Below are 14,484 nucleotides of genomic sequence, written 5' to 3'. Positions count from 1 at the left end.
TAGATTTGGCAACGCAACTGTATCCGAGCAAAGACATTCTGTATTCACCCCAGGCTACCTGGTTTGGTGATGAGGCTAGTCCCATGCTGGGCTGGTATCATCCGGCAAAATTGCGTGATGCCGGTGGCAGTCGCCAGTGTGGTGTGGTCTTGTGTCCGCCGTTTGGCCATGAGTATATGGTGTCGTATCTGGCCTACAAACACCTGGCGAACCAGTTAGCGAGGGCTGGGTTTGATGTCTTCTTTTTTGATTATGGTAATACTGGTGATGCTGCCGATGTCGATGCCGGTACCGACAGAATCAGTTTGTGGCAAGAAAATATTCGCCAGGCTGCGGCGCAATTGCGACAAATGGCGGGCGTGCGGCACATCGCCCTGTTTGGCCTGCGCCTGGGCGGCTTGCTGGCGGCCAGTGTGGCTCAGGATATTGACGCCAAGGCCATGCTCTTGATGGCACCAGTGATTTCTGGTCGCACTTATGCGCGTGAAATGCTGGTCTTACGTAATATGAGTAGCATGAGTAGCTTGCAGACCAATGTCGATCTGGATCAGCCGCTTGATCCGACGCATACAGTCACTGATGATGAACTGACCGGCTATGAATTTAGCGCCACCACCCGCAGCAGCCTGGGTAAGCTGGATCTGTTGAAGATGCCCGTGCCAGCCATGCCCGTATTTATCCAGGCCCGTGACGATATCAGCGGCCCGGAAGAAAAACTGGCGAATGTCTGGCATCACCACGATCACGCCCTGTATTTATCCGATTTGCCCGGCTATGCCGCCATGATGACTGAAGACGCGCATGATACCGTGGTACCGGTGGCGATATGGGAATCCATGCAAAGCTGGCTGGCTCGCTACTTCCCGCTGGTAAGTATTGACAGTAGTGCTTATCCACCTACCTGCGATGTTGCTGACATAGGATTTAATGGCCAAGTCATAACAGAAGAATTGCTTGAATTTGAAGGCATGTTTGGCATCGTCAGCCATCAGACTGGTGCAGATCCAAAGACATTACCTGCCGTTATTTTGTGCAACATTGGTGCCAATCACCATGTCGGCAATCATCGTTTGTATGTGACACTGGCGCGTACCCTGGCCAGTCATGGTTTTCATGTACTGCGTTTTGACAAGTCTGGCATAGGCTATAGCAAAATGACGCCGGATGACAGGGAAAACGATGTGCATGCTGCCTCGGGTGTGGATGATGTCAGCAGTGCCATGTATTTCATGCAGGGCAAATACCACAGCCCTTCATTTGTGCTGGCTGGCCTTTGCTCGGGCGCTTACCTGTCGTATATGGCTGCCCTGAATGATGAACGGGTCAGTGGCCTGGTCCTGATGAACCAGCTCACTTATCGCTGGCAGGATGGCGATACCATCGATGCACGCCGTAAAAACACCATCAAATCCAGCCATTATTACCTGCATGCGATAGCCAAAGCCGATACCTGGAAACGTGTATTCAAAGGGCAAGTAGGTTTACGTCAGATAGCTGGCAATATGTTGCGCCGCATAGGCAAGCGCTTGCGCACCCAATGGCAGTTACTGATTACAAGTCTGACGCACAATAATTTATTGCTGGGGCGGGTCGCACGCAATTTCAGAAATATGGAAGCACGTGGTACTGAACTTTTGTTGATCTATGAAGCGAGTGATACTGCTGTTGACGTGATGACAGAGCAGTTGGGCAGACATGCCAGTTTATTGGGGCGTAGTGAACGCATACGTCTGGAAATCTTCAATGGTGCAGATCACACTTTTACCCCGCGCTGGGCGCAGGGCGCGCTGGCAGAGCTAATCAGCAAACACTTGTACAAGCGTTTTAACGTTGCTTCTGCAAACGCGGCAAAATAAAACGCCATACTACGACCAGTTCAAAAACCTCGACCACGATCAGGGCCAGGATCGCCCCGGGTGCACCCATTCTGGGAATGCTGAACGCGGTGATCAGCAATACCAGGACCAGTGTGACACTGCCGAGGAAAAACATTTCCTTGTAAGCGCCGCCACTGGACAACCATGACGTTCCCACCCAGCGTGCTGCATTGATGGCGAAATAGCCTCCCCACAGCATGACCATGGGATCAAGCCCGCTGTATTTCGCACTGATGACGTGGCCTTCCAGCCATGGCAGTGCCATCAACAGCAATGCGACATAGGCAACAACCACCAACTCTATGCCAGCGATGGAAAACAGCGTCAGTCTGCGCAAGCCACGCCAGTTACTTTCCGCCATCAGGCGACTGGCTTCCGGGCGTGCTACGCGCGACCAGGCCGCGACCGCCAGCGGAATCGGCATCAGCATTAGCCGTGATGCATTCAGGTCGGCAATCGCTGCAACACCCAGCCAGGCACCTGACAGATATACATAACTGTAATTCGATAACCAGCCGACGATGCCGCCTGATACTGCCCAGCGTCCATGCCCACGTATGGTTTCATGGTGGGCAACCATGGCTTGCTGGATTTCTTCTTTGGCGTGGGCTTCGGCATCGCTTGATGTCTGGGTCAGGAAATGCTGGCGGCTGGCCAGCGTACACAGAAAGGATGAACTCGCCAGCAAGCCAAATACCGTGATCAGATCAAAATGATGGCTGAAATACAGGGCAGCAAGGCCACCAGCAACCAGGCTGACGTATAAGCCATCCTGTCGCAAGACAGAGACAATGTCTGACTGGATAAAACCGACGGTACGCCCATATTCACGTATGCCGTTGCCGAACAGATAGGCGGCAAAAGCGATGGCCAATACCCAGTTTTTGTTGCTGTAGTGCGTTGCGGCAGGAAAAAATTCAACGATGACAAAGGCCAATGCGCCCATCACCAGTGTCCAGCTGACTTGCCGGTACCAGTAATGGCGCAACAGGGATTTGCGGGTGTCGCCATGGACCGAAGAGGCCACCGTGGTCAGTGGACCAGCTATCCAGGAATCCACGATCAACCCCACCAGCAAACCACCGGCGTACAATTGGCCATATAGGCCATAGTCATCTTTTGTCACCAGATTCATGAGCAAAATGCCAATGACAAAATTCAGGGCACTGAGCATGCCCTGATCGATGACCGATAAAATGGAAGAAGACAGAAATTTTTTATAAAAGCTCATGGGCTTGCACGAGAGGCGCGTTGGCTTATTATGCGGATTGGGCGGCCAGAACTCATAACATGAGTTTTTAAAGCAACTATAAGCGTACTATATTTTTCAACAGAACCTTACCATCAAGGGCTGTTGTTATACAAAGTGTTTCATTCTTTTACAATGGCTTTACCTAATTTTTCGACGAACTATGAATAAAATAACCACCAATGACCGTGCCCTGGTTCTGTTTAGCGGCGGTCAGGATTCTGCCACCTGCCTGGCTTGGGCCCTGTCACGTTATGCGCATGTCGAAACCATAGGCTTTGATTATGGACAAAGGCATGCCATAGAACTGACGGTACGCCCCACACTCATAGAAAAAATGCGGCAATTTTCACCCGAGTGGCAAAGCCGCCTGGGCGAAGATCATATGATAGATCTTGGCCTGATCTCACAGCTGTCGCATACCGCCATGACAGAAGACATCGCCATAGAAATGCAGGACAACGGTTTGCCAAATACCTTTGTACCTGGCCGTAATTTGATGTTTATGCTGACCGCAGCTACGCTGGCTTACCGGCGTAGTTTGAATGTGCTGGTCGGTGGCATGTGCGAGACCGATTTTTCGGGTTACCCGGATTGCCGTGACGACACCATGAAAGCCCTGCAGGTTGCTCTTAATCTGGGTATGAATACCCGGCTCAAGCTGGAAACCCCGCTGATGTGGATTAACAAGGCCCAGACCTGGCAATTAGCAGAACAACTGGGTGGATCGGCCCTGGTCGACCTGATACGTGAAGATACGCATACCTGTTACCTGGGGCAGCGTGGCGAAATGCATCCCTGGGGTCATGGTTGTGGCACCTGCCCGGCCTGTGCATTGCGCGCACGCGGCTATGAAAAGTACCGTGCCGGCGAGTTTGCCATGGGCGAAAATTGATTTGTAAGCCTGAAGTTAGTTAGTGGGTCTACAATGAAGTCTTGATTCAATGAATGAATACCCATGTTGATTGCTATTCTGACCGACCTGCACGCCAATCGCGAAGCTGTAGAGGCTTGCCTGGCGCATGCCCAACAGCAAAAGGCAACACGCTACGCCTTTCTGGGGGATTTGGTCGGCTATGGTGCTGACCCCGGCTGGGTGCTGGATACGGTGATGGAACATGTCCGTCAGGGAGCCTGGGCGCTGATAGGCAACCATGACGCTGGTTTGTTGCTGGGCGACAAGCAGGGCATGAATCCAACTGCGCGCAAGGTGGTGGACTGGACCAAAGAACAATTGCGTCCCGATCAGCTGGAATTCATCACCCAGTTGCCTTACCGCATTGAATGGGAAGACATCCTGTTTGTGCATGCAAATGCCTGGGCACCGGAAAAATGGGAATACATTGATGGCGTCATGGAGGCTACCCGCAGTATGCATGCAACCAAGGCCAGTATTACGTTTTGTGGGCATGTGCACATGCCCACACTGTTTCATCTGAGCCTGACCGGCAAGACCGGTGAGTTTATGCCGACGCCGGAGCAGGGCATTCCTTTAAGCAAGCAGCGACGCTGGCTGGTGATTCCTGGTTCTGCTGGCCAGCCACGTGATGGTAACCCCGCGGCCTGTTATGCAACTTTCGATACAGATACTCAGGAACTGACGTATTACCGTATCCCCTATGACACAGAAACCGCCTGCCAGAAAATCATCAGCGCTGGCTTGCCACCTGCTCTGGGTCACCGGCTGATCCACGGTAACTAAGAAAACAGAGTGACAGCATGCAAATCATTATCAAACGAAAGCGGGCACGATGAGTGTAGGTAGTCCGCACGCCTTGCAAGCCGGTATGGAATTCGATGGCTATCGCCTCGAAGAAAAATTGCACACGGGTGGTATGGCAGCGTTGTGGCGCGTTACCGATTTGCGCGAACGACATCCGGCAACGTCAGATACGGATCAAGCGTTTCCATTGATCATGAAAGTACCCTTGCTGTATTCCAGCGATGATCCCACGGCTATCGTCGCTTTTGAAGTCGAACAGATGATCATGCCCAAGCTAAAGGGCAAGCATGTGCCACGGTACATCGGTGCAGGTGATTTTGATGCACAGCCGTATATTGTCATGGAACAGATCGCTGGCACTTCTTTGCGCAGTCGTTTCGAGCAGGCACCTTTGCCGGTGGAAGAGGTGGTGGATGTCGGTATCAAGGTAGCGCATGCGCTGCAAGACCTGCATAAACAGCATGTGATTCATCTTGATATCAAGCCCAGCAACATCATGTTTCGTCCGGATGGCACGGCAGTGCTGATCGATTTTGGCCTGTCGCGACATGACCGCTTGCCGGATTTGCTGGATGAAGAATTCCGGCTGCCTATGGGAACCGGTCCTTACATATCGCCCGAGCAGGTCATGGGTGTGCGCAATGAACCGCGCAGCGATCTGTTTTCGCTAGGCGTGTTGCTATATCACCTGGCTACCGGTGAAAGACCTTTTGGTCATCCGACTTCAGTCTCTGGTTTGAAAAAACGGCTGTATCGTGACCCCATACCACCGCGCAGCCACAGGGCAGACCTGCCTTTGTGGTTACAGGAAGTCATTTTGCGTTGCCTTGAGGTAGACCCGCAGGCGCGCTTCGACACCGCTGCACAGTTGGCTTTTTTATTGCAACATCCAGACCAGATACAATTGACGGGCAGGGCAGAAAAACAAAGTCAGGATGGTTATTTGTCGGTGTTGAAACGACGCTTCCAGATAGCTGGTGCCGAGCCTTTGCCTACCCACAGCGTGTCGGAACAGTTGGCCAAGGCACCTATCATCGTCGTGGCCCTGGACTTGAATCACGGGTCGGAAGCGCTGGCAGAGAGCCTGCGCAATATCACCCGACGCATGTTGCAGACCGAACCAGGCGCGCGCCTGGCTTGCCTGACGATACGCAAGATCAGCCGCATAGGGATGGACGACAGCCTGATACAGCAGGGTGAAAACATCCATGTAAAACAACTGGTGGATTTAAAACATTGGGCGCGCCCATTAAGTTTGAACCCGGATAAAATCACATTTCATGTACTGGAGGCGCCGGACCCGGCTGCCGCCATCGTCGATTATGCCCACAGTAACCGGGTTGATCACGTCATCATCGGTTCACGCGGCAGTTCTGCCTTGCGCCGCTATTTGGGCAGTGTATCGGCGCAAGTGGTAGCTGAAGCAGAATGCACGGTCACCGTAGTCAAGGTACAGGACAAATGAAGTGGAGATGCGAGGCTTAGAACCTGTTCACGATCTGTAGCGAGCGGGCGTCAGCGGGGAGAAGAGCAGCGCAAAAAGCGGAATGTACTCTAGTACATGAGCATTTTGAGCAGCGCATGAGCCCCGCGTGGTCTCTGATTGCGCCCGCGCAGTAAGATCGTGAACAGGTTCTTAGTTCTTCTTCACGCTTTCCAGAACCTGATCCACAAAATCACCGTCGACATCACTGAATTTCAGGCGTACTGGATACCATTCCAAGCCCGGTGCAAGCCATAATTCAAGTTGCTGGTCTTTAGAATCAGGTGGTGGTGCCTTGCTGACGTGGATTACGGCCATGTCACCCATTGGCGTTTTGATGGTGGCTGGCCCGATGACCTTGAAGGTCCAGGGATCGGCATCACGCCTTCCTGCAACGAACATTTTCCATTCTGTGCCAGCTTTGAAATTGTCGCCGGCTGCGCGGGCGATGGAGATCAGTTGCCAGCTGGCGCTGGTGCGGTCTTGTTCGCCACCTTTCAGCTTATAGGTTTCGCCCGAAGCCGTAAAACTCAGGGTCTTGCTATCCCGATCAAAGCTGGACGTAGTGGCGGGTTTGCCAAAACGCTTTTCGACAAACTTGTCCGGTGCCAGGCCGTAATCGTCGATGGCTCCCTGGCTGCTGGCATCCAGTATCTTGCCCACTATCATGGCACGGGTCTCGGTCAGGATGCTGTATTTTTGATCGGCGTACTGCCATTTGACTGAAGCCGATCCACTTAATGACAAGCCACTCTGGCGCGCCTTGATACTGTATTGCAATTCTGCTGGCGGCGGCAATTTATAGGCATGTTTTACTGCCGTTTCACTGCTTTGATTGCCTTGGGCTGCGGTGCTCAGACTGGTTGTTGCCAGCAACAAGCTGGCCATCAGGATGGAGATTGTGCGCATTTTATCTTTCTGTATTGTTACCGCTGATTATCTTGTTGGCAGTCTGGATCGTGACAGCGCCATTACTTTCTGTATTACGTATTTGTACCGGATACCAGTAGTAGTCAGGTGCCAGCCAGATCTCAAGCCTGGAATTGTATGAGCCAGGTCGTGGCGGGCGGTTCACATGCCAGGTTGTGATTTTCCCCATAGGCGTGTCAATTTCTTCCTTGCCGGTGACGACGAAAAGAAAACTGCTGACATCTCGGTCTTCCGCAACTTGCAGAATGATTTCTCGCCCGGCCTGGAATTTTTCTGGATCAGCATAGGCGATACCAGCCAACTGCATCATGATACTGGCTTTGTCCTGCACACCATTGTTGACGGCACTGGTTTTATTCGATGAAGAAAAACTGACACTACGCTCATCATGATTAAAATGTGTTGCCGTTTCACTGCGGCTGCGTCTGGTTTCAGTGCTGAGCAGAGGGGCAATACCATAGTTATCCTGCTTACCCTCACTGTGCAAGGTGTACAGATTAAGTGAAGTAATCAACAAATTCAGTGACGCTTCGACACGCATACTGTATTGCCCATTTTCAAAGTTCCAATGTATCTCACCCTGGCCATTGACGGGATGGCGATTGTTTTCCGTACGGACGATACGCATCATGATGATACCGGAAGGTGGTAGCCGTACCGGATACGCCGGTTCGCCATCTGTGGCAGGGTTTGCGGTGGCTGGCTGAGATTCCTTGGCTGCGACCTCTATGGGGGGCGTGTTTGCCGCCAGTAGCGCCACGGTATCGGGCACACTGGTTTTTTCCATTATCTTTGGCACGGCCAGGCCGGGCGGGTTCTGCGCTTTCCATAGCGAGGCGGTGTGTGTGCTTGCCGTACCTGCAACGGGCCTGGCCCTGGTAACTACAGGTGTAATGGATGTTGAAATTAGTTCTGGTGGAGAAATTGTACTTTCACGCAAGCTTACCCGCACTGTTTGCTCACTGGTCAAGGACTTATCAGCTACTGACACATTGCTCAAATTGAACAGCACAAGCAAGTGCAACAGCAGAGCCAGGGCGCAAAATGCCAGGCCTTGACCGTTTGGTAAGCAACTGAGCAAGCAACTGAGCAGGCTATAGTTTGCAGGTTTGAAAGTTGGGTTCATCACAAAGTTGTAAACGCAGCAGTCATCAGATGGATGACCGGGCCAAGTCAGCTAAAGGGTAGAATGCTATCTTTATTGCAAGAAACTGTTAATAGTGTGGTGCAGAATGCGTCGCATTTTCTCATGCCTGCGGCCTGGTAAGGAATCTCGGCTTCAGGCATGGCTGTGCAGAAGTGTTCTGGAAGGAATTTGAATGTTCATATTAAAGAAATCTTATAAAAGACCGGCCCAGTTCGCCGACCTGTTGTTGTCTGTCACATTGGTCGTGGCATGCCTTCCCGTGCAAGCAATTGCGGCTGATAAGGCTTTGCCGCCGGTACGCATAGGCATGATAGATGGCCTCAGTGGTGCATTTGGTAATGCTGGCGAAGCGGTGCAAAGAAACCTGCAAATCGCTATCGACCGTGTGAATGCACGTGGTGGAGTGCGTCTGTCGGATGGCCAGCACAAACTGACATTGAGCAGTTTTGACAATAAACAGGGTGTGGAAGAATCCCTGACTGCGCTTAAACACCTGACCGATCAGCATATTCCCTTTGTGGTACAGGGTAATAGTTCTGCGGTTGCCCTGGCGCTGGTAGATGCCATCAACAAGCATAATCAGCGCACGCCGGATAACAGGGTCTTGTTTTTTAACTATTCCGCCGTGGACCCGGTGCTGACCAATGAAAAATGCAGTTACTGGCATTTTCGTTTTGATGCCAATGCCGACATGCGCATGCATGTCTTGACCGAGGTCATCAAAGACGACAGCCGTGCCAAGAAAATCTATCTGATAGGGCAGGATTACAGCTTTGGTCGCCAGGTTGCCAGGTCGGCGCGCAGCATGCTGGCGGAAAAACGCCCGGATATCACTATCGTTGGTGACGATCTGCACCCCATAGGCAAGATCAAGGATTTTGCCCCCTATGTCGCCAAGATCAAAGCCAGCGGTGCCGATGCAGTGATTACCGGCAACTGGGGCAATGATCTCAGCCTGTTGGTAAAAGCCGCCAAAGACGCTGGCATGGCACTGAAGTTTTACACCTTTTACGGCAACGGCCTGGGTGCGCCCGCAGCTATTGCGGATGCTGGTATAGGTCGGGTCAGGGCTGTTGCCGAATGGCATCCGAATGCTGGTGGCAGTGACAGCGATGCGTTCTACAGCCTGTTCCGCCAGCGTTATCCTGATCCCCGTGATGACTATGTACACCTGCGTATGCAAGTCATGATAGAGATGCTGGCCAGCGCCATAGAAAAAGCCAAATCCACCGAAGCTGCTGCGGTGGCGCACGCTTTGGAAGGCGCACAGTACAAGAATGCCTTCCACAATGCCCTCATGCGTGCTGAAGATCATCAATTGATACAGCCTTTGTATGTATCCGTCATGCAAAAAAAGGGTGAGAATGGCGTGCGTTTCGATAATGAAGGCAGTGGTTACGGTTTCAAGACCGAGCGTTATTTCGATGCGCGATTGACGGCCTTGCCGACCTCATGCAAGATGACTAAGATGTAATTACGTGTATTTTTTGTCTGCTGGAAAAATTAAAGGAAGAAACCCATGAGTAATCCGTTTTCTGGTACTGAAATCCCCGGCATGAATGCCATGGGTGACACCCTTTCCTTTGTCAAAAAACTCTGGGGCAGCATGCAGGTACCGGGGATGGTGGCACCGCCGATGTCGCTCGATGAGCTGGATAAGAAAATTCAGGACTTGAAGACTGTGGAATCCTGGCTCACCGTCAACATGAATATGCTGCGCGGAACGATACAGGCGCTGGAAGTACAGCGTGCCACTATCGCCGCCTTGCAATCGCTGGGCGAAAGTTTTGCCCAGCATGCGCAGCAAGCCAGTGCCATGGCCGAGCAGGCCACGGCAAATTTCAGTGCTGCGGGCAGCGCAGGACAAGCAAGCGCTACGGCAAGCAATAGCAATGCTGACTGGCCCATGCATCCTGCAACTGCCAAAGAGCCAGAACCGGATCCAGACGAAGAAGTTGATGAATCGATTGACGACATGCCGCCAGAAACGGCGGAGCCCATAATTAGCCAGGAAGAAGAAAAAACTGCGGAAAAATCTGCAAATCAATCCGATGCCAGTGCCCAATTCGTCAATCCTGCCGCCTGGTGGGGATTATTGCAGGAACAGTTTAAACAAGCTGTCAGCAAAGCCATGGAGGGTGAACAGCCAGATATCACGGCAGATGACGGCCAGGCCTCCGGGTCTGCAGCACCTAAGGCAAAATCGCCAGCCAAGACGAACAAACCAAAAACTGCAACATCAGGTAAGCCGGCCAAGGTAACTGCCGCCAGCAAGACAAAAAGCGCGGCAAGCATGAAGACAGCGGCAAAGGCCGGTGTCAAGGGTAGCAAGCCTGCTGCAAAAGCGGCAGGCAAACCGGCCACCAAAGCTGCCGGAACTACTTCCGGGAAGTAGTGATCAAATAGTGACGAATATGGGGCAGGCAACTGGCATAGGGGTTTGATGCTTGGCCGGCAAATTTCGGCGCTGCGGTGCAGTCAGGGCTTCAGGCAGCATGTTGCCTGCCTATGTAACTAAGCTCCCTTGCAAGCTTGGTTTCCGAAAAGCGATAACCTTGCCGGGACGATTTTGCCTAAGCCCTATTGATGATACAAATTTTATTCAAATGCGCTGGGATAACCGGGAGTAGGCATGCGTCGTGGATTGTTGCTCGTGTTTGTCTGTATGGTGTGTTCTTATCCGGCACTATCCCAATCCAGGGGACGCACATCTGGTCAAGTATTGAATCTGGTGACCGAGCACTATCCTCCCTATAATTTTGTCAAACCCAACACCGCTGAAGTGACGGGGATATCCACCGAAAAAGTTCGTGAGATCATGCGCCGGTCAGACACACCTTATACCATCAGCGCCTATCCATGGTCGCGAGCTTTGCAAATGGCGCGCAGCGACTCCAATACCTGTATTTTTTCAACCACCAGAACAGCAGAGCGTGAATCCAAATTCAAATGGATAGGGCCGCTGATCAAAAAAAATATCTGGACCATTTTTGCCCGTGCCAACGATACGCGCCAACCCAAGTCGCTAGAACAGTTAAAACCCTATGTTATCGGTGCCTATCGCAATGCGGCAGTCGGTGATTTCCTGGCTTTGAAAGGTTTTCGTTCAGAACTGGCGAACGTAGACGCAGATAACCCGCGCAAGCTTTTGTATGAACGTTTTGATTTCTGGGCAACCGGACGGCTGCTTGGCATTGCCATACTGAAGGAACAAAAACTCAGTAATGACATTATTCCCCTGTTCGATTTTCATCAGGTAGAAATGTATCTGGCATGCCATGCCAGCATGTCGCAGAGCAAGGTCAATCAACTCACTCGCATCTTGAAAGCCATGGAACAGGATGGCACGGTAGCTGCGATCGAAGCCAGATACAGATAAGACTAACATTGTCATGAAAGGACACCTGCAGGTGTCCAATTCAAATTTTTATGATAGCTTGCAAGGGCCTTTCAATAGAAAGCGCTTGTTTGTGGGCATTTGATCTTGCTGGCGGGCTTGACTTCAGTCAGTTGCAGCTTGCTATCCAGCATCCAGCCACTGACACGCTTGCGGGTGAGAATATTCCCTTTTCCATAGCTGTCTATACTGATTACAAAGGCCATGGCAGATTTGCCATAACTGCATTCGGTTTCAAATTTCACACCTTCTTTGGCTGTGACAACCGGCAAAGGAAGTGCGTACTGTTTCAAAGGCGGTTTTGCCATCTCTACAGCACTGGCTTTTTCATAGTCGTTAATGGTATCGACAATAACTGCCGCATTTGAATAATGATCAAGTCCAGGGCCTGCCGGGGTGTCATTGGACCGTTGTGCCAATACCTGCACAAATTGGCCAGTGATGAATTCAGCCGTAACCTGGCCCCATTTATCTTTCCATTCCTTGCGCGACAGTGACATCGTGCTGGTGGGCGCGGTGGCCGCGCCAGCGGGCTCAGCAGCCGGGGCGGGCATAGTGCTTGCGGCAGGCGCTGGCGCAGCTGCTTTGGGAGCTGCAGCAACTAATGCTGGTTTGGCAGGAACGGCAGCAACTTCCTCACCCTGGTACGCATATTTACCATCAAAGGGAACATCGCCCCAGGAACCGGCACATGCCTCTACATGCATTTGCATGCCACCGGCAGCGCGTTTCAAGGTCATTGTGCAACGGCCTTCGCTAAAGTTCCATCCGCCAGGCGCATCTGATAATTTACCTTCCCCGGCTCCGCTGCGCAAATTGCCCGGCTTGCCTTTTTCAGAAACTTCCAGTGTGAATTTGCCGTCAGGTTTTACCGTCAGCAAACGCTCAAAACCCTTATCGCTGGCATCATAAATACCGGCTTTGGGATAAGGACTATAGTCCGCCGCCAGCACAGGTGCTGCCAGACAAGACAGTGCCAGACTTGCTGACAACAAACGGATGGTGCCGGAGGTAGTTGATTTTTTCATGTAAGCAAATGAAGTTGAATAGGGTGGATGAACAAAGCCGCATATCCACATGCCCCAGGCATGAAGACAGAGCACAATTGCTGCATTAGGCCGGATGATGGTGCATGACCGTAAAAACCATGTCAATCAATTAATTGCGTGTTTTATATTAATGCGCAACAAAGTGTAAGTGGACTTGTGCTGACTGTTTGACTTTGATAGCTGCACTCTTTGCTCTGACTCGCTTTGTCCTTGAGATAGGCATGCATGATTTGCGGAGAAGGGTATTGAAAGCGGGAAGAACTAGTTCTTTCGGACATAAGCCTTCTCCTTTTGCGTCGCGGAAAACCTCCGTCAGAGGAATTTCAAAATATCCCTGCAGTTCTTAAGCTGATAGCACCTATAAAAGTAAAAGGAGCTGTCATGGCTAGTCAGGGCAAAGCCTATTCGGTGCTGGGTTCCAGCACGCTGGCGTTCACTGTATGTTTCACCATCTGGATGATGTTTGGCGTGATTGGTATCCCGATCAAAGCCGCATTACATCTCAACGAAACGGAATTTGGCCTGCTGACGGCAATGCCGGTGCTGACTGGTTCGCTGATACGCGTACCACTTGGTATCTGGACCGACCGGTTTGGTGGTCGTATTGTCTTGTTCTTGCTGATGTTGTCTACCGTCCTGCCGATTTACCTGATCAGCTACGCAACGGCTTACTGGCATTTTCTGGTATTGGGCTTGTTTGTTGGCCTGGCCGGCGGTTCTTTTTCCGTTGGTACTCCTTACGTCGCACGCTGGTTCAAGAAAGAGCGGCAAGGTCTCGCCATGGGAATATTTGGGGCCGGTAACTCTGGTGCAGCGGTGAATAAATTCATTGCACCGTCACTGATTGCAGCCGCAGGCTGGACTCTGGTACCCAAGGTTTATGCTGTCATGATGCTGGCTGCTGCATTGATATTCTGGGTATTCTCTGCAACTGACCCCAGTCATAACGTCAAATCAAATATCAGCTTTCTGGCCCAGCTCAAAATGCTGAAAGACCCTAAAGTCTGGCGCTATTGCCAATATTACTCCGTCGTTTTTGGAGGCTATGTGGGCTTGAGTTTGTGGATGGTCAAGTACTACGTGACTGAATACGGTTTTGATATCAAGAGCGCTGCCTTGCTGGCTGCTTGCTTCTCTTTACCTGGCGGCGTCCTGCGTGCCTTCGGTGGCTGGCTGGCCGACAAATTTGGTGCCTACAAAGTGACATGGTGGGTCATGTGGGTATGCTGGGTTGCCTTCTTTGTGCTGTCTTATCCACAAACTGATTTCACGATCAAAACCATCAACGGCATGCAGACTTTCCATATCGGTCTCACCCCAATGATGTTCACTGCCATCCTGTTTGTCGTTGGTATTGCCATGGCAGTAGGTAAAGCATCTGTATTCAAATTTATCTCGGATGACTACAACAGCAATATCGGTGCTGTATCCGGTGTGGTTGGATTGGCTGGCGGTCTGGGTGGCTTTATCTTGCCAGTCTTGTTTGGTGCCATTGTCGATATTACCGGCGTGCGCAGTTCTTGTTTCATGCTGCTGTACGGCACGGTTTGCGTATCTTTGGTATGGATGCATTTCCAATTCCGCAGAGAGGGCATGTTGGCAGCCCAGGCCGCTATGCCAGCCTGAAGG

General features: G+C 51.6%; 12 protein-coding genes. 8 read left to right on the top strand and 4 right to left on the bottom strand.

The features are described from left to right. The first annotated feature begins 5 nt into the window (after positions 1-5). The gene (locus AC1RVX_RS14810) at positions 6-1,856 is read left to right on the top strand and encodes an alpha/beta fold hydrolase (protein ID WP_493217358.1); all 1,851 of its coding nucleotides are present in this window, start codon (positions 6-8) and stop codon (positions 1,854-1,856) included. Here AC1RVX_RS14810 and AC1RVX_RS14805 read toward each other — a convergent pair. Next, positions 1,825-3,108 (bottom strand): lipopolysaccharide biosynthesis protein, encoded by a 1,284-nt coding sequence (locus tag AC1RVX_RS14805; protein ID WP_493217357.1) that lies wholly within the window; start codon positions 3,106-3,108, stop codon positions 1,825-1,827. The two genes, AC1RVX_RS14810 and AC1RVX_RS14805, sit on opposite strands and share 32 nt — an antisense overlap. Positions 3,109-3,289: 181 nt before the next feature. Between AC1RVX_RS14805 and queC the strand changes: the two genes are divergently transcribed. The 3 genes from queC (at position 3,290) to AC1RVX_RS14790 (ending at position 6,314) form a co-directional block, all read left to right on the top strand. Then, entirely contained in the window at positions 3,290-4,021 is a 732-nt protein-coding gene (gene queC, locus AC1RVX_RS14800; RefSeq protein ID WP_493217356.1) for a 7-cyano-7-deazaguanine synthase QueC, read from the top strand. 63 nt (positions 4,022-4,084) lie between these two features. Beyond that, on the top strand, positions 4,085-4,828 hold the full coding sequence (locus tag AC1RVX_RS14795) for a metallophosphoesterase family protein (protein ID WP_493217355.1): 744 nt from the start codon (positions 4,085-4,087) through the stop codon (positions 4,826-4,828). A gap of 49 nt (positions 4,829-4,877) precedes the next feature. Then, positions 4,878-6,314: a protein kinase domain-containing protein gene (locus AC1RVX_RS14790; protein ID WP_493217354.1), complete on the top strand. Its 1,437-nt coding sequence runs from the start codon at positions 4,878-4,880 to the stop codon at positions 6,312-6,314. Between the two features lie 171 nt (positions 6,315-6,485). On the opposite strand, the gene AC1RVX_RS14785 is transcribed toward AC1RVX_RS14790, so the two are convergent. Both AC1RVX_RS14785 and AC1RVX_RS14780 read right to left on the bottom strand, forming a co-directional pair. Next, positions 6,486-7,241 (bottom strand): DUF3108 domain-containing protein, encoded by a 756-nt coding sequence (locus AC1RVX_RS14785; protein ID WP_493217353.1) that lies wholly within the window; start codon positions 7,239-7,241, stop codon positions 6,486-6,488. A 1-nt stretch (position 7,242) separates the two neighbouring features. Next, the gene (locus AC1RVX_RS14780; RefSeq protein WP_493217352.1) at positions 7,243-8,202 is read right to left on the bottom strand and encodes a DUF3108 domain-containing protein; all 960 of its coding nucleotides are present in this window, start codon (positions 8,200-8,202) and stop codon (positions 7,243-7,245) included. Positions 8,203-8,581: 379 nt separating this feature from the next. On the opposite strand from AC1RVX_RS14780, the gene AC1RVX_RS14775 reads away from it, so the two are divergent. The 3 genes from AC1RVX_RS14775 to AC1RVX_RS14765 all read left to right on the top strand — a co-directional run bounded on the left by AC1RVX_RS14775 (position 8,582) and on the right by AC1RVX_RS14765 (position 11,788). Continuing rightward, the gene (locus tag AC1RVX_RS14775) at positions 8,582-9,883 is read left to right on the top strand and encodes a branched-chain amino acid ABC transporter substrate-binding protein (RefSeq protein WP_493217351.1); all 1,302 of its coding nucleotides are present in this window, start codon (positions 8,582-8,584) and stop codon (positions 9,881-9,883) included. 45 nt (positions 9,884-9,928) lie between these two features. Next, positions 9,929-10,804, top strand: coding sequence for a PhaM family polyhydroxyalkanoate granule multifunctional regulatory protein (locus tag AC1RVX_RS14770; RefSeq protein ID WP_493217350.1), 876 nt, complete (start codon positions 9,929-9,931; stop codon positions 10,802-10,804). A 237-nt stretch (positions 10,805-11,041) separates the two neighbouring features. After that, positions 11,042-11,788, top strand: a complete 747-nt coding sequence (locus tag AC1RVX_RS14765; protein WP_493217349.1) for a substrate-binding periplasmic protein — start codon at positions 11,042-11,044, stop codon at positions 11,786-11,788. A 71-nt stretch (positions 11,789-11,859) separates the two neighbouring features. Here the strand turns inward: AC1RVX_RS14765 and AC1RVX_RS14760 are convergent, their stop codons facing one another. Beyond that, positions 11,860-12,834, bottom strand: a complete 975-nt coding sequence (locus AC1RVX_RS14760) for a hypothetical protein (protein WP_493217348.1) — start codon at positions 12,832-12,834, stop codon at positions 11,860-11,862. Between the two features lie 402 nt (positions 12,835-13,236). Between AC1RVX_RS14760 and AC1RVX_RS14755 the strand changes: the two genes are divergently transcribed. Further along, positions 13,237-14,481: an MFS transporter gene (locus AC1RVX_RS14755; protein ID WP_493217347.1), complete on the top strand. Its 1,245-nt coding sequence runs from the start codon at positions 13,237-13,239 to the stop codon at positions 14,479-14,481. Positions 14,482-14,484: the final 3 nt, after the last annotated feature.

Source organism: Undibacterium sp. GW821-FHT11B02, assembly GCF_058808955.1.
Note: the sequence above shows the minus strand (reverse complement) of the source record. Positions and strands in the feature narration are given on the sequence as shown.